This window comes from Coprococcus sp. OM04-5BH (assembly GCF_003482105.1).
GTDB lineage: Bacteria > Bacillota > Clostridia > Lachnospirales > Lachnospiraceae > Coprococcus.
Map to the genome: position 1 here is coordinate 66007 of NZ_QULM01000004.1, position 19353 is coordinate 85359.

Consider the following 19353-nt stretch of genomic DNA (forward strand, 5'->3'; position numbering starts at 1 on the left):
AGGGGAGCCCTAAGATGGGTAGTTGGGTGCCGCTTGCGTATAAAATAAGGAGGAACAAGTATTAGTATGGATTACAGTGTTACAGTTTCCCAGCTTATAGAGAAAATGAACCTTAAGAATTATACTCCGGAGATAGATACCGACAAGGTCCTTATAATGGATCCGGGTATGAACAGACCGGCGGTACAGTTCGGCGGTTTCTTTGAGCATTTTGATGCGGGAAGAATACAGATCTGTGGTAACGTAGAGCATGCCTATATCAAGGCTATGCATACAGAGGAAGAGAATATTGAGATCATGAATGAATTCTTCTCATATAAGCCGCCATGTCTTATATTCTGCCGTGGGCTGGAGCCTTATGAATTTATAATAGAAGCAGGAAGAAAGCATGGGGTTCCTGTTCTTACATCAGACGCTGTCACATCGGCATTTGTCCATGAGGTTGACAGATGGCTCCACGTTGAACTGGCACCGAGGATATCGGTACATGCCGTACTTGTAGATGTATACGGCGAGGGTGTTCTTATCATGGGTGAGAGCGGAATAGGTAAGTCAGAGGCAGCTCTTGAACTTATAAAGAGAGGGCACAGACTTGTGGCGGATGATGTTGTTGAGATAAAGAAGGTCAGTGAGGCAACACTTCTTGGATCGGCACCTAATATCACAAGACATTTTATTGAGCTTCGTGGAATCGGTATCATAGACGTAAAGTCATTGTTTGGTGTAGAGTGTGTAAAGCTTGAGCAGAGTATAGACCTTGTTATCAATCTTGAGGAGTGGAGCAAGGATACGGAATACGACAGACTTGGTCTTGAGGATCAGTATACGGAGTTCCTTGGAAACAGAGTGGTAAGCCACAATATTCCTATCAGACCGGGTAGAAATATTGCAATCATAGTAGAATCGGCAGCCGTAAACCACAGACAGAAGAAGATGGGTTACAATGCTGCACAGGAGCTCTATAACAGAGTTACCCAGAACATAATGAAGGGCAATGCAAAGAAGGAGGATTAATTCAAAATGGCAAAGTATGTATTTGGAGTAGATATCGGGGGAACAACAGTAAAGATCGGTATATTCACAGATGACGGTAAGCTTCTTGACAAATGGGAGATACCTACAAGAACTGATGAAGGCGGAAAGTACATCCTCTCAGACATAGCTGAATCCGTTGAAGACAGGCGTGTTGAGATGGGAATTGACAAGAAGGATGTTCTTGGTGTAGGAATGGGCGTCCCGGGACCTGTAAGAGCAGACGGAACAGTTCTCAGATGTGTAAACCTTGGATGGGGAATCTTCAATGTTGAGGAGGAGCTTTCAAAGCTTACAGGATATGTAGTTAAGGCCGGAAATGACGCCAATATGGCAGCCCTCGGCGAGATGTGGCAGGGGGGTGGAAAAGGCCACAGAAACATAGTTATGGTCACACTTGGTACAGGCGTAGGCGGAGGAATAATCATCAACGGAAAGATGATCTCCGGTGTAAACGGTGCCGGCGGTGAGATCGGACATATCTGTGTAAATGACAGCGAGACAGAAAAGTGCGGCTGCGGCAACACAGGCTGTCTTGAGCAGTACACATCAGCCACAGGAATAGTAAGAAGTGCCAATATCCTTCTTAATACAACAGACAAGCCATCAAAGCTCCGTACAGTACAGTATATTTCAGCAAAAGAGATATTTGACGCTGCAAAGGACGGCGACGAGCTGGCAGCTTCTCTTGTGGAAAATCACGGCAAGGTCCTCGGTAAGGCACTGGCACAGATTGCATGCGTAGTTGACCCTGAGATCTTCGTAATCGGTGGTGGTGTTTCAAGAGCAGGAGATATTCTTGTTGATACTACAAAGAAGTATTTCCTTGAGTATGCTTTCCATGCATGCAGAACAACACAGTTTGCTCTTGCAACCCTTGGAAATGACGCCGGAATATACGGTGGAGCCTGCAGCATAATCACAAAATAGTGTTTTTTCGGAAAAATTAGCTAAAAATATACAAGACATTTGAAAATCCGGCATTATTTATATGGATTTTTCATATTGAATTTAAAAAGTCTTTAATGTATGATATGAATGTTTAGTTAGCATGGGATATATTTGTCCCGTGGAAACTGAATAAAATATGGTACATCAGAGACTTTTTTCGTGTTGGAAGGTTTGGAGTTATATATGACAGAATTTATTGACGCATTAAGAGAAGCAGTTCATGCAGAAAATGTTAAACAGAATGTTTTATTAAAAGAGCATACAACCTTCAAGATCGGCGGACCGGCTGATTATTTTGTAAGCCCTGAAACAGCAGAAGCCATAGCTGATGTGGTCAGAATATGCAGAGACTATGACATGCCATATTTTATACTTGGAAACGGAAGCAATGTACTGGCAGCAGATAAGGGCTACAGAGGTGTGGTGATCAATATTATGGGCAGGATGAACAACATAGCTGTTGATGGTAATATCATAACGGCGGAAGCGGGAGCATCCTTAATTAAGGTGTCACAGGTTGCCAGGAATAATGGACTTACGGGAATGGAATTCGCTTCGGGAATACCGGGAAGCCTCGGGGGTGCTGTGTACATGAATGCAGGAGCCTACGGCGGTGAGATGAAGCAGATAATACAATCTGTAAGTGTTATAGATGAGACAGGAAAGCTTTCGGAGCTTAGCTGTGAGGAGATGGATTTTTCCTACAGACACAGCCTGGCTGAGGAGAAGGGACTTATCGTTACCGGAGCGGTCATAGAGCTTAAAAAGGGTGATGTAAGTGATATACAGGCAGAGATGGACAGCCTTCTGGCAAAGAGAAGGGAAAAGCAGCCTTTAGCTTATCCTTCTGCCGGATCAACCTTTAAGAGACCTGAGGGATATTTTGCAGGCAAGCTTATAATGGACGCAGGTCTTCGGGGATACAAGGTAGGAGGAGCACAGGTTTCAGAGAAGCACTGCGGCTTTGTGATAAATACAGGAGAGGCTACGGCACAGGATGTTGTAACCCTTATGGATGATGTTGTAGAAAAGGTAAAGAGGGAGTTTGGCGTGACTCTTGAGCCTGAGGTTAAGATGTTAGGAGAGTTCTAGTATGAGATTTGTTATTGTTACCGGTATGAGCGGTGCAGGAAAAGGTACTGCCCTTAATACTCTTGAGGACGCCGGATATTTCTGCGTTGACAACCTTCCGATACAGCTTATAAAGAGATTTGCAGAGATAGCTTATGACGAACAGATACAGGTGGACAATGTGGCAATCGGTGTGGATATAAGAAGCGGACGCGCACTGTCACAGCTTAATTCCTGCCTTGCAGATCTTAAGAAATGCGGCTTCCCTTATGAGATATTGTTCATTGAATGTTCAGATGCTACACTTGTTAAAAGATATAAGGAGACCAGAAGAAACCATCCGCTTTCCACAAGGGATGGCAGGATAATAGATGGTATAAAGAAGGAAAGGGAACTTATAGGTTTCTTAAAGGAAGAGGCAGATTACATTATAGATACCTCAAGCCTTTTGGTGAGAGAGCTTAAGAAGGAGCTTGACAAGATATTTGTCAGCAATATGGAATACGGTAATTTCATAATCACGGTCATGTCCTTTGGATTCAAGTATGGAATACCGAGGGATTCGGATCTTGTATTTGATGTGAGATTTCTGCCGAATCCTTATTATGATCTTGAACTGAGACCTCTCACGGGAAATGATGAGCCTGTCCAGAAGTATGTAATGAACTGTGATGAAGCTTATACCTTTCTTGATAAATTTGACGACATGCTGCAATTTCTCATTCCTAATTACATAAAGGAAGGGAAGAACCAGTTGGTTATATCCATTGGATGTACAGGAGGAAAGCACAGGTCTGTTACTATTGCAAATAATGTGTATACAAGACTTTCAAAATCCCCGTATACCGTAAGGATAGTACATAGGGATATTGCCAAGGACGCAATAGTAAAACAACAGTAATGATGGATACAGGAGCAGCATATGTCATTTTCTTCTGATGTGAAAAAGGAACTTGCCAGGAACATAAGTGCTGCAAGGCATTGCAGGATCGCAGAACTGGCAGGGATGATAGGCATGGTGGGACATGTGGACTGCCAAGACGGGAAGCCGGTAAGGATAGTGATATCCACCGAGAGAAGTGTCATAGCAAATACCATGTCGGAGCTTATAAAGAAGCTGTTCGGGCTTGTGCCTGAGTGCTCGGTAAAGAGAGCCGGGGCAGACAGCCGTGTGTACAGAATGGTCTTTAATAGGCAGGAAGATGTTGAGAGGATACTTACAACATTAAAGATAACAGAAAAAACAGAAAACAACGGTGGAAATGTCCGTGGCATGGATTGCCAGGAAATGCATATAAGCGGTCTTGTGATACAGAAGGACTGTTGCAGGCGGGCATTTATAAAGGGAGTCTTCATGACATCCGGATCCATAAGTGATCCGGAGAAGGGGTATCATTTTGAGGTGGTATGTGATAACCCGGAGAGGGCAGAGCTTATATCAGGTATAATACATAATTTTGATATAGACAGTAAGGTTATTGCCAGAAAGAGATACCATGTGGTTTACATTAAGGACGGCACCATGATAGTTGACATGCTTAATCTCATGGGAGCTTATTCTTCTCTTATGGATATGGAGAATATAAGGATCCTTAAGGATATAGCCAATAATGTGAACCGGAAGGTGAACTGTGAGGCCGCAAATCTTAACAAGACTGTAAATGCGGCAGTGAGACAGATCGAGGATATAGAGTATATTATAAAAGTAAAGGGTATACACTATCTGCCTGACAACCTGGTGGAACTGGCACAGGCCAGGCTTGAGGCAAGAGATGCATCCCTTAAAGAGCTAGGTGAGATGATAAATCCCCCGATAGGAAAGTCGGGAGTGAATCATAGATTAAGAAAAATCAGTGAAATTGCAGACCACCTTCGTGGCTGCAGGTAAAACTTAGGAGGATTATTATGGTTGAAAAAACAGTGGAAATCGCATTGACAGCAGTTTCGGAGGAAAGACCTGTTGCGGTACTGGTGCAGCTTGCAAGTCAGTTCGACAGCAAGATACATCTTATTTCCGGTAATAAGAAGATAAATGCCAAGAGCATAATGGGTATGATGAGTCTTGGATTCGCAGAGGGCGAACCTATTACTGTTCAGGCAGAAGGGCCGGATGAGGAGAAAGCCTGTGAACAGCTTGCTGCCTATATTCAAAACGAAAAATAATCCTGTGTATATATCGCTTTTTATTGCACCAGTGATTTTATTGTGATAAAATTAAATCCGTTAGTGGACATTCAATGTCATCGGAGGAATGTAATATGGGATTTTTTGGTGGCTTATTCAGTAAGATATCTTTCGTTGCGAAGTTTTCAAAAAAGAAAGAGCCTGTAAACAATGTGGAGCTTCAGTTCAATAAGGCTATGAACCTTATGGATAATGGAGATGGGGAGGAGTCAGTTACAATACTTGAACAGGTTTCAGATATCGGAATCATGGATCCTCAGTACAGGAGCTATGGTAATGATGCACTTCTGGTTCTGGCTGAATTCTTTGAAAAGGGAAAGTATCGTAACGCTAAGACAGAGATTGATCTTAATAAAGCAACTAAATACTTAGAGAAATATGTTAATCAGAACAAGGATGGAGATACCATATATAAGCTGGCCAAGATGCTTTTAGAGGTGCAGAACTTCTCAAAGGCCATAAAGTACTTTGAGATGTCAGCTACAGAGTGTGGCATCAAGGCTGCATATATGAATCTGGGAGCCATATATGAGAGTGGACTTAATCGTGTTGACCAGTATGGTAACAAGAGTGATTTTGTTGTCCCTGTCGATATGGAGAAGGCTATGCACTGGTACAAGCTTCTTGCAGACACCGGTGATGCCAAGGCTAAAGCATCATATGAGAGAGTACTTTATGCCAGCACCCATGAGGACAGTATCGAATTCGAGGAAAAGGACAGGCTTTATACAGAGATAGCCGCCAGAAGAAAGGAAAAGGGAAAAGAGCCTAGATATAAAGTTATCGAGGCCTCGAGACTCCAGTACCAGTATACATATGTTCATAATCAGGTTGAGGGGTATATACATAAGCTTCCTAAGGACTGGGTAAAGACAATTAACGAGTCTACGGGAGAGGAATATTACGCACCTAGTCTTACATATAAGGATTTCGCTATATATGTTTATTATGACAGTATACCAAAGGATTCAAAGAAGACCCTTGAGAATTACCTGAGATATTGTAATGATGCATTTGATGAAGAACTTCAGCTTAAGGCCTATGTAACAGAGTACGCAGATGGTATATGCACTACATACTATCATAAGGATCTTGAGAAGGGTATTGTTTCATTTGCATTTTATCAGGGACGCCGACTGGCATGTATGAGGTTCGTATGTGCATCAATGGAGATTATTGAGCAGTACGAGGAGATTATATTTGAAACAGCGAATTCATTTGCATTTATAGATCCGACTCTTGTAAGTGAGGAAAGTGCCAACAGAAAGGATATGCAGTATTACAATGAGGCAATATACTGTTACTATCTGGAAGACTATGAGGGCGCCATGAAGGCTGCCAAGCAGGCACTTAAGTTCGGAAGTATTAAGGCAAGTTATCTGCTTATAGAGTTGTATTATGATGAGGATTCACCATACAGAGATATAGAGAAAACCATCAGCTATGCGAAGCAGCTCTTTGAAGCTACAAAGGATCCTGAGCTGGCGTTTCTTCTTGGACTGGTATATGACCAGCAGCTTAAGGATTACATGAAAGCTCTTAACTGGTATGAGAATGCAGAACGTCTTGGACACAAGAGAGTCGCATTCTACCTTGGAAGGATCTACTACTATGGCTTGCTCAGAACCAAGAGAGATGGTGCCAAGGCACTTATGTATTTCAAGAAAGCACAGGCTAATGGTGTGTCTGAGGCTGATGGATACATAAAGGATCTTGAGGAGCTTAAGGGAGAGGATCTTCAGACAGCCGTTGAGAAGTGGGAGAGAGCCGTACAGGCAGGCAGTGAGTCTGCAGCCATCAAGATTGCAATGATGAAGCAGAGACAGATATTCTATATTGCTACACCATACGAGATTGAGAAGGCATACCTTGAAGCTCTTGGACTCGGAAGCGCTCAGGCAGGATACGAGCTTGGTAAGATTTATCAGCTTCAGGAGAAGCAGGATGATTACAAGGGTGAGATAAAGAGTATAAAATACTTTGAAAAGGCATTTAACGCCAACTATGATGACTGGGATAAGGTTAATCTGTTTAAGGTTATCACATATAAGTGTGAGAAGGGACTTCCTAAGGAAGAAGCTATCAAGCTTTATATTGAGAATGCAAGCATGGGATATGTACCTGCCATAGAGAAGCTCATTGAACTGGTTCCTACAACTACAGCTCAGATATGGTCACTGTATAACGCACTCATTGACCTTGCGGAGACCGGAGATGAGACAGCCATTGTGGCTATGAACAAGCTTGAGCTTAATTATGTCGATCTGGTTCTCAGAGAACCTGACAAGAAACAAAAGGTTGTGGAGAATAAATTCTTCCGCCTCTGTGTTCCTAAGGAGTGTACAGCTACTATAAACGATGAGGGCGGCACGATTAAGCTTGCGGATTCAATTGTAGAGTTTGCCGTGGCAGAGATGCCTGTCAATGCCAGTGCTGAGGAGGATTACCTTAAGATATACAAGCTTATATGTTCGGAATATCTTCCTGATGAGAATGCAGATATCATCATTGCCAATTCAAGAATGGTAGGATCGGCGATACTCGCAAACAAAGAGAATGTTCATTCTTACAGCATACTTCTTATAAGCTCGAAGAACCAGTATATATTCAAGCTGAGTTCAAGAGACAGAAGAGAAATGATGCAGTTCAAGGATGTACTTATAAATATGGCTAAGACTCTTGTGGAGACTGGTGAGATATACAGAGCTACAGGTGACAGCAAGAAGAATATCGGTCTTGCGTTCCTGTTAAAGACAAACGAGAGTGGATACCTTTCAATCGGAAAGCAGTAGTAATATCTGGCTGTGGATTTACATAAATCCCGGAGGAATACTCCGGGATTTTCTTACATGTAATGTCAATGAAGGTGGCATTACATTGTAGCAGCCCTTGCTGCAGACAATTTCAAATGGACGTCGGTATTTTATATAATGGTTGAGGAACATGTCATACATGTTATAGCAGAAGAATTATCAGAAATAATAAGAAAGAAAAAGGGGTAATGTGAAATGGCAATAACCGCAAAAAAAGAAGTAAAAGTCAGACCGGTAAGAATGGATGTAAGATTGGCGAATGATGTAGAGAAGCTTGCGAGGAAGACTTTTCGGTCGCAAAATGATATAGCTGTGATTGCCATGAGAAAGTATCTTTATGAGAATCGCAGATTTTTTATAGAAGACATGATAGATGATTGCATATTCAGAGAGATAGAGCCTACAATAACAGTAAGAAAAGAGTCAGCTGCCGTAAGCTATGGTGTTATAGGGATCACGGCAGATAAGACTAAGAATCCGGATGTATATCATATAAAGACTGTTGTCAGAAATAAAGAGGGAGAATATATTTTTTCAGATGTTCATGACATCAATATTACAGGGAAGAATGATGACTGGAAGTGTTATAAGGAGTTTGTATACGGAATAGCAATTAAGTTCATTAATGTTGAAGATGATTGCTATAAGGATTATTTTTACGACAGATTCCAGTACGATTAAGCAAATTTATATTTACTAAATTGCAAAAAAGTGTTATCCTATTATAGTCTTTGACGTGAAATTGTTACTGGTAAAGAGACAGTATGGTTTGCGAAAAGTGTCGTTGCAAGAGGTGATAGGAAATGTTTAGGAACATTATTAATGATTTGGCCGGCTGGTATGAAAGAGAAGAGCAAAAGGCGGCATTAATAAAAGGTGGTAAGGCTGTAGGTAAAACATGGGCAGCTTTAGATTTTGCCACAGGTTTTTTTGATGAGTATATTGTGATAGATCTGGCAGAGTATCCTGATCTTCTTGAGTATATATCGAAGGAAAGAAAACCGGATAAGGTTCATGCAAAATTAGTTACAACTGTAGATAAGTATGATTTTGAGGGCAAGCTACTTATATTTGATAATGCCCAGTTAAATACACTATCCATAAAAAATCTTGCGATGTATGCAGGAAGCAGAAAGGACTGCCGTGTGCTTATTATTGCAACTGCAGGCGGGAAGCTGGATATCGAAGATCAGTGCAAGGATATACTTGATGTGTTTGAAATGACACCTATGACCTTCGAGGAGTTTCTTAAGGCCGGCAAGGGTAGGAAATTGTGTAAGTATATTGAAAATCAGATGATGGATGCCCTGTCTGATGAGGTCAGAGAAAGTGTCAAGACAATGCTTGAGACATTCTTCCTTACAGGTGGAATGCCGGAGGTGGTCAGTGCATATTACAAGAATGAAAGCTTTATTGACGCTGATGCTGCATTAATTAAGCTGCTGGACAGAATCAATGAATATATTGTGGACACAGCACCCAGGAGAAGTCTCCGTAAGGTAGTGGCTGTGTGGAAGAGTATTCCTAAACAGCTCACCAAGGATAACAAGAAGTTTATGTATGGTTATGTGGATCCTAAGGCAAGAGCGAGAGAGTATGAGGATTCTGTGGAGTTTCTTGTTAAGGCCGGTGTTGTTAACAGAGTGTACAGAATTAAGGAAGGTGTGCTTCCTCTTGAAAACCAGGTGGACGAAAAGTCTTTTGAATTGTACCATCTGGATCATGGGCTCTTGAGGATCATGTCTGAAATAAAATGTACGGATGTTGATTTGAATAATGTGTATGATACTATGGGAGGCGTTATTGCCGAGCAGTATGCATACTCGGAATTAAAGGCAAATAAGAAGATAGGTACTTTATATTTCTGGATATCATCCGCAACTGCCAAAGTTGATTTTGTTTATGAGGGAGAAGGAGAGGTTATACCTGTTGATGTGCAGACTGCTCCCCATTCAAAGGCACAGAGTGTAAAGGTGTTTACAGGAAGATATAATAATAATACGTCGGTTAGAATTTCCACTGATGACATGTATGTTAAGAAGGGATTGTTGAATATCCCATTATATGGAATCTGGAATTTCTGATATATTGCCGAAATAGCTCAGTTGGTAGAGCAACGCATTCGTAATGCGTGGGTCGAGGGTTCGAGTCCCTTTTTCGGCTGGTTATAACCCCCAAGGTGTGGATACAGACTTTGGGGCTTTTTCATATAATGGAAAAGGAAGTGCATGATATGACAAAATGGTATAAGCATTTGAAGACAATAAATAATCATAAAAGAATGGTGATGAAGTATTGCTTTAAGGTGGGGCTTTATAAGCAGGGTTTACTACATGACCTGTCTAAGTACTCTTATACCGAGTTTTCTGTGGGGGCGAAGTATTATCAGGGAACAAGAAGCCCTAATGACGCAGAACGTGAGGACAAGGGTTACTCCGGCGCATGGCTTCACCACAAGGGAAGGAATAAACACCATCTTGAATACTGGATAGATTACAGTTCCAACAGGTCAGAGGGACTGGTAGGCTGCAGGATGCCGGTTAAATATGTTGTGGAGATGTTCTGTGACAGGATAGCTGCTTCAAGAAATTATAATAAAGATAATTATACGGACGCGATGCCTCTTGAATATTTTGAGAAGGGGAGATCAAAGACTCTGCTGCACCCGGAAAGTGCGGAATTGTTGTACAGCCTTCTTCTAATGCTTAAGGAAAAGGGAGAGGATGAAACTTTCATGTATATCAGAAAGAATATCCTTCACAACAAGAAATAATATTAATACACTGAGAAATGATATTAATACACCGAGAAATGATATTAATACACCGAGAAATGATAATAATACAACAGAAATGATATTAATATAAGACCTGATCGGAGTGCCGGTCCGGTTTGGAAATGATTTTAAGATAAATGGGAGGAATATATGGAATTTACTCATCTGCATGTGCATACTGAATATAGTTTGTTAGATGGCTCAGCCAAGATAAAGGAACTGGTTGCCAGAGCGGCAGAACTTGGATATGACTCCCTTGCCATAACAGACCATGGTGTCATGTATGGCGTAATTGATTTCTATGAGGCTGCCAGAGCTGTCGGCATAAAGCCCATAATCGGATGTGAGGTCTATGTAAGCCCCGGATCCAGATTTGACAGAGAGGTGAATAAGGGAGAAGACAGATATTATCATCTGGTGCTTCTGGCAGAGAATAATACAGGATATAAAAACTTGTCCAAGATAGTGTCAAGAGGATTTACCGAGGGCTTTTATTACAAGCCCCGAGTGGATATGGAGGTTCTTAAGGAATTCCATGAGGGCATTATCGCGCTGTCCGCATGTCTTGCCGGTGAGGTGGCAGTTAATCTGAGAAAGGGTAATTATGCGGGGGCAAAGGAAGCTGCCTTAAGACATCTGGATATATTTGGGGAGAATAATTATTTCCTTGAAATGCAGGATCATGGTATTCCGGACCAGGCAACTGTGAATGCAGGGGTTATGAGACTGTCAAAGGAGCTTGGAATACCTATGGTAGTAACCAACGACTCTCATTACATATATGCGGAGGATGCAGACGCCCATGATATCCTCCTGTGTATTCAGACAAATAAAAAAGTTTCGGATACGGACAGGATGAAATATGATGGCGGTCAGTACTATCTTAAATCAAAGGAGGAAATGTACAGTTTGTTCCCATATGCCGGGGAGGCTCTGGAGAACACCCATAAGATAGCCGAGAGATGTAATGTTGAGATAGTGTTTGGCGAGCAGAAGGTTCCTGAGTTTAAGGTTCCGGACGGACTTACTGCCTATGAGTATCTCACAAAGCTGTGTATGGAGGGACTTAAGGAGAGATATCCGGTTCCGACAAAGGAGATCACCGACAGACTGGAGTATGAGCTTAATACCATAAAGAACATGGGATATGTGGATTACTTCCTTATAGTCCACGATTTCATAAAATATGCCAGGGATAATGACATTCCTGTAGGACCGGGACGAGGCTCTGCAGCAGGAAGTATAGTTTCCTATTGCCTTCATATAACCAGCCTTGATCCAATAAAATATAATCTTCTCTTTGAGAGATTTCTTAACCCTGAGAGAGTATCCATGCCCGATATAGACGTGGATTTCTGCTACGAGAGACGTCAGGAGGTAATAGATTACGTTGTAAGAAAGTACGGTAAGGAAAAGGTTGTGCAGATCGTAACCTTCCAGACAATGGCGGCAAGAAATGTAATTAGGGATGTGGGAAGAGTTCTTGACCTGCCTTATGCTCTCTGTGACGCAGTTGCCAAGTCGGTACCAATGGAGCTTAATATGACCATCACCAAGGCTCTTTCAGTAAGCAAGGATCTTAAGGATATGTATGAACAGAAACCTGAGGTCAAGCACCTTATAGATATGGCACTTAAGCTTGAGGGACTTCCGAGAAATACGGGTATGCATGCAGCCGGCGTTGTTATCGGCAGGGATTCCATAGATGAGTATGTTCCTCTTGCCAAGGGCGGTGATGATTCTGTTATTACACAGTTCACAGCCACTACCATTGAGCGTCTGGGACTTCTTAAGATGGACTTCTTAGGCTTAAGAACCCTTACGGTTATCCATGACGCAGTAAGATTTGCCAAGGAACAGTATGGCGTAGATATAGATATAAATAATCTGGATTACAATGATCCTAAGATATTCGAGCTTTTAAGCTCAGGTCACACAGAGGGAGTGTTCCAGCTTGAAAGTGCCGGTATGAAGAGCTTCATGAAGGAGCTTAAGCCAAGGAATCTTGAGGATGTTATTGCGGGAATATCCCTGTATCGTCCCGGACCGATGGATTTTATACCTAATTATATAAACGGAAAGGAGCACCCGGAGACCATAGCTTACGATACACCTCTTCTCGAGGATATACTTAAGCCTACCTACGGTTGTATTGTATATCAGGAACAGGTTATGCAGATAGTCATGAAGCTGGCAGGATATACCCTTGGACGAAGCGATCTGGTGAGAAGAGCTATGTCTAAGAAGAAAGCTGATGTAATGGCCAAGGAACGTCAGTATTTTGTATACGGAAATGAGGAGCTTAAGGTGCCTGGCTGTATAAATAACGGTATATCCGAAGATGTGGCAAATAAGATATTTGATGATATGACGGATTTCGCAAAATATGCCTTCAATAAATCCCATGCGGCGGTTTATGCCATTGTGGCATACCAGACTGCATATCTCAAGTACTATTATCCTACATGCTTTATGGCTGCCCTTATGTCGTCAGTTAAGGATAACAGTTCAAAGGTTGCTATGTATATTGCCCATTGCCGTCAAATGGGTATAGAGATACTGCCGCCGGATATCAATGAAGGCGTCAGCGGTTTCTCGGTTTCAGGCAATGCCATACGCTTTGGTCTTTCCGGACTTAAGAGTGTGGGAACTGCCGTGATAGACCGTGTGGTAAGGGAAAGAGATGAAAATGGTCCTTTTAAGGATTTCAAGGATTTCCTTATGAGGATGTCTTCTAAGGATACAAATAAGAAGACTGTGGAAGCTCTTATACTCGGTGGTGCCTTTGACAGCTTCGGACTCTACAGGAAGCAGCTTATGCTGGCATATCCTGTTATTGCAGATGAGGTGGCAAGGGAGAAGAAGAATTCCATGGCAGGACAGTTTTCATTTGCAGATATATTCGGAGAGGAATTCCAGGAAATGACTGCCGTGAAGTATCCGGATGTGCCGGAGTACGACCAGCAGGAGAAGCTGTCTCTGGAAAAGAATGTTCTTGGAGTGTATGTATCGGGGCATCCATTGCTCCAATATACTGATATGCTTGACAGATATACCAATGCCCTGACTACTGATTTCCAGGTAGACGAGGAGAGCGGAAGCCCTAAGGTGAAGGATCAGATAATGTACACGGTTGGTGGAATAATAACCACAGTATCCACTAAGGTCACCAAGAACGGGCAGAACATGGCATTTGTGACTCTGGAGGATATGGTGGGCACAGTCGAGGTTGTGGTATTCCCAAGAGATTATGATAAGTGCCGCAGCCTGTTATTTGCAGACAGTAAGGTCCTTATAAAGGGGCGTGCCCAGGCGTCGGAGGAAGGAGGCAAGCTTATTGCCTCAGAGGTTATGAGCTTTGATGAAGCGGAAAATGGAAAGCATTTTAACACCTTCAGACAAGCTGCCGGATATTATTCTTCCGGTTCGGGGAATATGAATGGAAATGCGGGCACCGGTTATGGTAATTACAATAATTACGGCTATCAGGATAAAGCTTCGGGAGTCAGTGATGAGGAAGTCTGGGTGTGCTTTGAGAATATGGAGCATTACAATAAAGAAGCAGAGAAATTTTCTGCCATACTTGAGAACCACAGGGGCTTGTGCCCGGTGATGGTGCAGCTTCGAGCCGAAAGACAGATAAAGAACATGGGCAGAGGATTTCTTGTGAATCCTGATGACACTCTTATGGAGGAACTTGCCGGGGCTTACGGCGGCGACAAGGTGCTTAAGCGTAAAAGAAAGTAATCACAATAACTGTGCGGTGCCGGACATGTGTGACGGGATTTTGCAATGCCCGGTAATAATAAAGCCGGTAATGAAAAATGCTGGCAATAAAAAGCCGGTAATAAAATTGATGATAATAAAAAAGCCGCTAATGAGATTGGCGGACTAACAGTGACTGAAAGGTTACAAACAGGAAAAGGAAAAGCTTGATCATATGGAGATAATAAGTTCAAATTCCAATAAAAATATTAAGGAGATAAATAAGCTGAATAAGGACTCTGCATACCGTAGAGAGCGGGATGTGTTTGTTGTGGAGGGCATAAGGATGTTCACTGAGCTTCCTATTGAAAGGATAGAGTCAGTGTATTTCTCCGAAAGTGCATTTGCAAGGTATGGGGAAGAGCTGGGATATACCGGTAACGAGCCTTCTGTATATGTGCTTAAGGACAATATATTCCACAGCATATCCCAGACAAAGACTCCCCAGGGGCTTCTGGCGGTGGTGAAATGTTACCATTATGAGCTTGCAGACATTCTGGATCACAAGGGTGAAGCAGGTATGTATCTTTTGGTTGAGTCCTTACAGGATCCGGGAAATCTTGGTACCATAATGCGTACCTCGGAGGCGGCAGGAGTTACATGCCTTATAATAGGCGGAGCTTCCTGTGATCCCTATAATCCTAAGGTGGTTCGTTCAACCATGGGAGCCATATTCAGACTTCCATTTGTATATAATGTGGATCTTCTTGAGGCGGCAGAGCTTCTTAAGGAGAAGGGGGTCGTTATATATGGTGCCCATCTGGCAGGGCAGAACATATATGACGAGGACTTCACAGGCGGTACAGCATTTCTTATCGGAAATGAGGGAAATGGGCTGTCGAAGGAGCTCAGCAGTAAGGCGGATAAGCTCATAAAAATACCAATGTGCGGAAAGGTTGAATCCCTAAATGCGGCAACATCCGCGGCTCTGGTATCCTATGAATGTATGAGACAGCGAATGAAATAAAAAAATGTGATGTGACGACATAAGGAGTCGAAAAAATACTTCGTATATAATAAAATAGTCTTGGAAAAGGCTGTAGATACAGGTCGATAAGTATTTGGAACATTCGGCAAAACTAGATTGTTTAAGGCAGCATAAATCTTTTTCCCGGAGAATATTCTTTAAGGTAAACAAAATACATAAGGAAATACCGGAAGGGAGAAAGAAATGACGGAAAAAACTTTAAACAATAATCAGGTAGTTGTAGCAGGGGAGATCGCATCGGAGTTTGTGTTCAGCCATGAAATATTTGGTGAGGGCTTTTATATGGTAGATCTGGTGGTGAGCCGCCTTAGTGATGCCTATGATGTTATCCCACTTATGGTGTCAGACAGACTGTTTGACGTAACAACTTCTCATGTTGGTGAAAAAATTATGGCAAAAGGTCAGTTCAGATCTTATAATAAGCATGAGGAGACTAAGAACAGACTTATATTGTCTGTATTTGTAAGGGAAATAGAGACTCTTGATGAGGAGGAAGCATGGGACAGCAAGCCTAATCAGGTATTCCTTGACGGTTATGTGTGTAAGGAGCCTGTGTACAGGATGACTCCTCTCGGAAGAGAGATAGCAGATATATTGCTGGCAGTGAACAGGGCGTATGGGAAGAGTGATTACATACCATGTATCTGTTGGGGAAGAAATGCCAGATTTGCAGGCAGGCTTTCAGTGGGTGAGCATATTGCCTTATGGGGCAGGATACAGAGCAGAGAGTATCAGAAACGGATAGGAAATGACCAGGTGGTGAGCAAGGTCGCATATGAGGTATCCGTGAGCAAGATGGAATGCCTGGAATGATAAACGTGTGCGGGGGTATTACGAAAGATGAAGAGCAGGTTGAATATTGGTGTACTTATTGATGATGTAAATGCGGTTTTTTCAAATTGGGCGATAAAGGGGCTGAATTTGGGACCGTGGCAATAGATGCAGATCTTTTTATAATCCCGGGAATGTACCTTGATGACAAGGATATTTCCGGGAAATTTATTACAATATTCCTTGTGCTAAATGATATTGACACTGACCCTTTTTAGTGCTATAGTATGCACTATCTAGGGATTACTAGAATAAATTAAAGTAGAGGTGCGAAGTTAAAGAGTATTCGGTTTGATGTATATGGAGCATTTGAGAGCCGGGGAAAGGGAAGTTCGCCGAAGGGTATGTCAGCCCATAATGATATATTCTGGTTGTGCAGTTAAGAGCTGTATGACTGTCATCGTAAGATGGAGAGCTACTTAATAGGATAAAGATATTCTATAGGTCGGCTCACGTCGACCTATTTTTTGTGCAATAAGCCGTTATGCAGAAATTGTGCTTGCACAAATTTCTATATGACGGCCAATGTGCATCGAGCCGACAGGCGAGATGGCATTGATTGCATGTCGAGTAGGTGTCAGCCTGCTCGATTGACATTTTTTCAAAAGCATACAGCATTATTTTGCATGTAGTAAAAATCGTGGAAAATGTATAATAAAAAACAGGTAGACGGAATTATTGGCTCGCATGAAAAGCGAAGCAGTTTATAATATTTAGGAGGTTTTTATTATGGCAATATTTACAGGTTCAGCAGTTGCATTAGTTACTCCGTTTAAGGACAACGGAGACGTTGATTTTGATAAACTTAAGGAGCTGGTTGAGTTTCATGTTGCCCACAAGACAGATGCTATTGTTATCTGCGGTACCACAGGTGAGGCAGCAACCCTTTCACACGAAGAGCACCTTGAGTGCATTAAGAAGTGCGTTGAGTTCGCCGATCACAGGATCAAGGTCGTTGCAGGTACAGGATCAAATTGTACGGCAACCGCTATCTACCTTTCCACAGAGGCAGAGAGCTATGGCGTAGATGGTCTTCTTGTGGTTACACCTTATTACAACAAGGCTACACAGAAGGGACTTATCGCTCACTTCACAGCAGTTGCAAATTCAGTTTCAGTTCCTATTATTCTATACAATGTTCCTTCAAGAACAGGCTGCAATATCCTTCCTGAGACAGCAGTCGAACTTGCAAAGACAGTTGACAACATCGTAGGTATCAAGGAAGCATCAGGTAACATCGGTCAGGTTGTTAAGCTTGCTTCACTGGCACAGGGATGTATAGATATTTATTCAGGAAATGACGATCAGGTTGTTCCGCTTCTTTCACTGGGCGGAAAAGGTGTTATCTCAGTAACAGCAAATATAATCCCTGAGGATACACATGATATGGTCATGAAGTTCCTTGAGGGCGATATAGAAGGAAGTCTCAAGCTTCAGCTTAAGGCAGTTGAGTTATGCAATGCATTGTTCTGCGAGGTGAATCCTATTCCTGTCAAGAAGGCAGTGGAGCTCTTAGGACTCTGCGGAGGAACCCTTAGGATGCCGCTTACAGAGATGGAACCTGCAAATGTGGAAAAACTTAAGACAGCAATGAAGAATTATGGTATACTTGCTTAATAATTGTTGAGAGCGGTACACAGATTCGAGGATATTGTGTTGGAATATGACATAATATAAAGTAAAAGATCGGGTAGGTGTTTCCTACTCGATCTTTTGTTATGGTAGCGAGTCAGGTGCAGCAGCCTTGCCGCAGGCAAATTAGAATGCTGCTGTAAGGACAGTAAAAAAATACGGAGGACAAAATAAATGGTAAAGATTATTATGCATGGTTGTAACGGTAAGATGGGACAGGTTATAACGGACATGGTGAAGAATGACGATACTGCAGAGATAGTTGCAGGAATAGATGTGGTAGATAACAGGGATAACGGATATCCTGTATTCACTGATATAGACGCCTGCGACGTGCCTGCAGATGTTATCATAGACTTTGCAGCAGCGGTGGCAGTGGATAAGCTTCTTGATTACAGTGTGAAGCATAAGATACCTGTTGTACTATGTACCACAGGCTTAAGTGAGGCACAGATCGCCAAGGTTGAAGAGGCAAGCAGGAAGGTTGCAGTCCTTCGTTCAGCCAACATGTCTCTTGGAATAAATACACTTATGAAGCTTTTAAAGGAAGCTGCAAATATATTTGCACCGGCAGGCTACGATATTGAGATCGTTGAGAAGCACCACAACCAGAAGGTTGACGCACCCTCAGGAACAGCTCTTGCACTGGCAGACTCCATCAATGAGGCAAGAAACAATGAGTATGAATATGTATATGACAGAAGCCAGGTAAGAAAGAAGAGAGACAAGAAGGAACTGGGAATTTCAGCAGTCAGAGGCGGTACTATCGTAGGTGAGCATGAGGTTATATTTGCCGGTGTTGATGAGGTTATAGAGTTCAAGCATACAGCTTATTCCAAGTCGGTATTTGCCAAAGGTGCAGTTGAAGCAGGAAAATATCTTGCAGGAAAGCCTGCGGGATTATATAATATGTCAGACGTTATAGGTTAATTCCTGTAACAATAAGTAAATTGGAGCGTTTATATGGATTCTAATAAGATCGTATTATGTGCAAGTTCAAAATATGAGCAGAAGTATTATCTGAACCAGGATTTTATAGGTCTGCCTGATGAGATAAAGAAGGAACTCAAGATCATGTGCGTTTTGTTCACTGAGGATGTGGGCGGAATATTTACATTGTATTTTGATGAGGACGGCGGACTGAACATAGAGACCGAAGCAGATGAATATGACGTGTTATATGATGATATAGGCAGTGCCTTAAAGGTAAAGCAGCTCAGAAAAGAGAAGCAGGATTTATTTTCAAGTCTCGAGATGTATTTCAGAGTATTTTATCTTGAAGAGTATCAGGAGTAAGGAGAGAAAAGATA

Annotated in this window: 17 protein-coding genes, 1 tRNA gene and 1 riboswitch; all 18 genes read left to right on the forward strand. The window is 42.2% G+C overall.

Annotation, left to right across the window (positions count from 1 at the left end; genetic code table 11):
- Positions 1-66: 66 nt before the first annotated feature.
- The 18 genes from hprK to DXB54_RS08740 all read left to right on the forward strand — a co-directional run bounded on the left by hprK (position 67) and on the right by DXB54_RS08740 (position 19339).
- Positions 67-1014 (forward strand): HPr(Ser) kinase/phosphatase, encoded by a 948-nt coding sequence (gene hprK, locus DXB54_RS08660; RefSeq protein ID WP_021938020.1) that lies wholly within the window; start codon positions 67-69, stop codon positions 1012-1014.
- A gap of 6 nt (positions 1015-1020) precedes the next feature.
- The gene (locus DXB54_RS08665; RefSeq protein ID WP_021938019.1) at positions 1021-1962 is read left to right on the forward strand and encodes an ROK family glucokinase; all 942 of its coding nucleotides are present in this window, start codon (positions 1021-1023) and stop codon (positions 1960-1962) included.
- A gap of 204 nt (positions 1963-2166) precedes the next feature.
- The gene (gene murB, locus DXB54_RS08670) at positions 2167-3075 is read left to right on the forward strand and encodes a UDP-N-acetylmuramate dehydrogenase (RefSeq protein WP_118694929.1); all 909 of its coding nucleotides are present in this window, start codon (positions 2167-2169) and stop codon (positions 3073-3075) included.
- A 1-nt stretch (position 3076) separates the two neighbouring features.
- A complete protein-coding gene (gene rapZ / locus DXB54_RS08675) occupies positions 3077-3955 on the forward strand; it encodes an RNase adapter RapZ (protein WP_021938017.1) in 879 nt (292 codons plus the stop codon).
- 21 nt (positions 3956-3976) lie between these two features.
- Positions 3977-4942, forward strand: a complete 966-nt coding sequence (gene whiA, locus DXB54_RS08680) for a DNA-binding protein WhiA (protein ID WP_021938016.1) — start codon at positions 3977-3979, stop codon at positions 4940-4942.
- Between the two features lie 17 nt (positions 4943-4959).
- Entirely contained in the window at positions 4960-5217 is a 258-nt protein-coding gene (locus DXB54_RS08685) for an HPr family phosphocarrier protein (protein WP_021938015.1), read from the forward strand.
- 95 nt (positions 5218-5312) lie between these two features.
- Positions 5313-8030: a tetratricopeptide repeat protein gene (locus tag DXB54_RS08690; RefSeq protein WP_021938014.1), complete on the forward strand. Its 2718-nt coding sequence runs from the start codon at positions 5313-5315 to the stop codon at positions 8028-8030.
- Positions 8031-8246: 216 nt separating this feature from the next.
- The gene (locus tag DXB54_RS08695; RefSeq protein WP_021938013.1) at positions 8247-8732 is read left to right on the forward strand and encodes a hypothetical protein; all 486 of its coding nucleotides are present in this window, start codon (positions 8247-8249) and stop codon (positions 8730-8732) included.
- Between the two features lie 122 nt (positions 8733-8854).
- On the forward strand, positions 8855-10135 hold the full coding sequence (locus DXB54_RS08700; protein ID WP_021938012.1) for a DUF4143 domain-containing protein: 1281 nt from the start codon (positions 8855-8857) through the stop codon (positions 10133-10135).
- Positions 10136-10141: 6 nt separating this feature from the next.
- Positions 10142-10214: transfer RNA gene (locus DXB54_RS08705), tRNA-Thr, on the forward strand.
- 70 nt (positions 10215-10284) lie between these two features.
- On the forward strand, positions 10285-10824 hold the full coding sequence (locus tag DXB54_RS08710; RefSeq protein ID WP_021938011.1) for a DUF5662 family protein: 540 nt from the start codon (positions 10285-10287) through the stop codon (positions 10822-10824).
- A gap of 153 nt (positions 10825-10977) precedes the next feature.
- Positions 10978-14574: a DNA polymerase III subunit alpha gene (locus DXB54_RS08715; RefSeq protein ID WP_118694930.1), complete on the forward strand. Its 3597-nt coding sequence runs from the start codon at positions 10978-10980 to the stop codon at positions 14572-14574.
- A 193-nt stretch (positions 14575-14767) separates the two neighbouring features.
- Positions 14768-15559, forward strand: a complete 792-nt coding sequence (locus tag DXB54_RS08720) for a TrmH family RNA methyltransferase (protein ID WP_021938009.1) — start codon at positions 14768-14770, stop codon at positions 15557-15559.
- Positions 15560-15763: 204 nt separating this feature from the next.
- The gene (locus DXB54_RS08725; RefSeq protein ID WP_021938008.1) at positions 15764-16393 is read left to right on the forward strand and encodes a single-stranded DNA-binding protein; all 630 of its coding nucleotides are present in this window, start codon (positions 15764-15766) and stop codon (positions 16391-16393) included.
- A gap of 86 nt (positions 16394-16479) precedes the next feature.
- Entirely contained in the window at positions 16480-16629 is a 150-nt protein-coding gene (locus DXB54_RS11885) for a hypothetical protein (protein ID WP_158578219.1), read from the forward strand.
- 36 nt (positions 16630-16665) lie between these two features.
- Positions 16666-16837: riboswitch (Lysine riboswitch) on the forward strand.
- Between the two features lie 303 nt (positions 16838-17140).
- Positions 17141-18028 carry a 4-hydroxy-tetrahydrodipicolinate synthase gene (dapA, locus tag DXB54_RS08730; RefSeq protein ID WP_021938007.1) on the forward strand — a complete coding sequence of 296 codons (888 nt, stop codon included), beginning with the start codon at positions 17141-17143 and terminating at the stop codon, positions 18026-18028.
- Between the two features lie 189 nt (positions 18029-18217).
- Positions 18218-18973: a 4-hydroxy-tetrahydrodipicolinate reductase gene (gene dapB, locus DXB54_RS08735; protein WP_118694931.1), complete on the forward strand. Its 756-nt coding sequence runs from the start codon at positions 18218-18220 to the stop codon at positions 18971-18973.
- Positions 18974-19006: 33 nt separating this feature from the next.
- A complete protein-coding gene (locus tag DXB54_RS08740; protein ID WP_021938005.1) occupies positions 19007-19339 on the forward strand; it encodes a DUF6145 family protein in 333 nt (110 codons plus the stop codon).
- Positions 19340-19353 lie beyond the last annotated feature (14 nt).

Coding starts and splice junctions, on each gene's coding strand:
- hprK (WP_021938020.1), top strand. CDS start 67: ATGGATTACAGTGTTACAGTTTCCCAGCTTATAGAGAAAATGAACCTT.
- DXB54_RS08665 (WP_021938019.1), top strand. CDS start 1,021: ATGGCAAAGTATGTATTTGGAGTAGATATCGGGGGAACAACAGTAAAG.
- murB (WP_118694929.1), top strand. CDS start 2,167: ATGACAGAATTTATTGACGCATTAAGAGAAGCAGTTCATGCAGAAAAT.
- rapZ (WP_021938017.1), top strand. CDS start 3,077: ATGAGATTTGTTATTGTTACCGGTATGAGCGGTGCAGGAAAAGGTACT.
- whiA (WP_021938016.1), top strand. CDS start 3,977: ATGTCATTTTCTTCTGATGTGAAAAAGGAACTTGCCAGGAACATAAGT.
- DXB54_RS08685 (WP_021938015.1), top strand. CDS start 4,960: ATGGTTGAAAAAACAGTGGAAATCGCATTGACAGCAGTTTCGGAGGAA.
- DXB54_RS08690 (WP_021938014.1), top strand. CDS start 5,313: ATGGGATTTTTTGGTGGCTTATTCAGTAAGATATCTTTCGTTGCGAAG.
- DXB54_RS08695 (WP_021938013.1), top strand. CDS start 8,247: ATGGCAATAACCGCAAAAAAAGAAGTAAAAGTCAGACCGGTAAGAATG.
- DXB54_RS08700 (WP_021938012.1), top strand. CDS start 8,855: ATGTTTAGGAACATTATTAATGATTTGGCCGGCTGGTATGAAAGAGAA.
- DXB54_RS08710 (WP_021938011.1), top strand. CDS start 10,285: ATGACAAAATGGTATAAGCATTTGAAGACAATAAATAATCATAAAAGA.
- DXB54_RS08715 (WP_118694930.1), top strand. CDS start 10,978: ATGGAATTTACTCATCTGCATGTGCATACTGAATATAGTTTGTTAGAT.
- DXB54_RS08720 (WP_021938009.1), top strand. CDS start 14,768: ATGGAGATAATAAGTTCAAATTCCAATAAAAATATTAAGGAGATAAAT.
- DXB54_RS08725 (WP_021938008.1), top strand. CDS start 15,764: ATGACGGAAAAAACTTTAAACAATAATCAGGTAGTTGTAGCAGGGGAG.
- dapA (WP_021938007.1), top strand. CDS start 17,141: ATGGCAATATTTACAGGTTCAGCAGTTGCATTAGTTACTCCGTTTAAG.
- dapB (WP_118694931.1), top strand. CDS start 18,218: ATGGTAAAGATTATTATGCATGGTTGTAACGGTAAGATGGGACAGGTT.
- DXB54_RS08740 (WP_021938005.1), top strand. CDS start 19,007: ATGGATTCTAATAAGATCGTATTATGTGCAAGTTCAAAATATGAGCAG.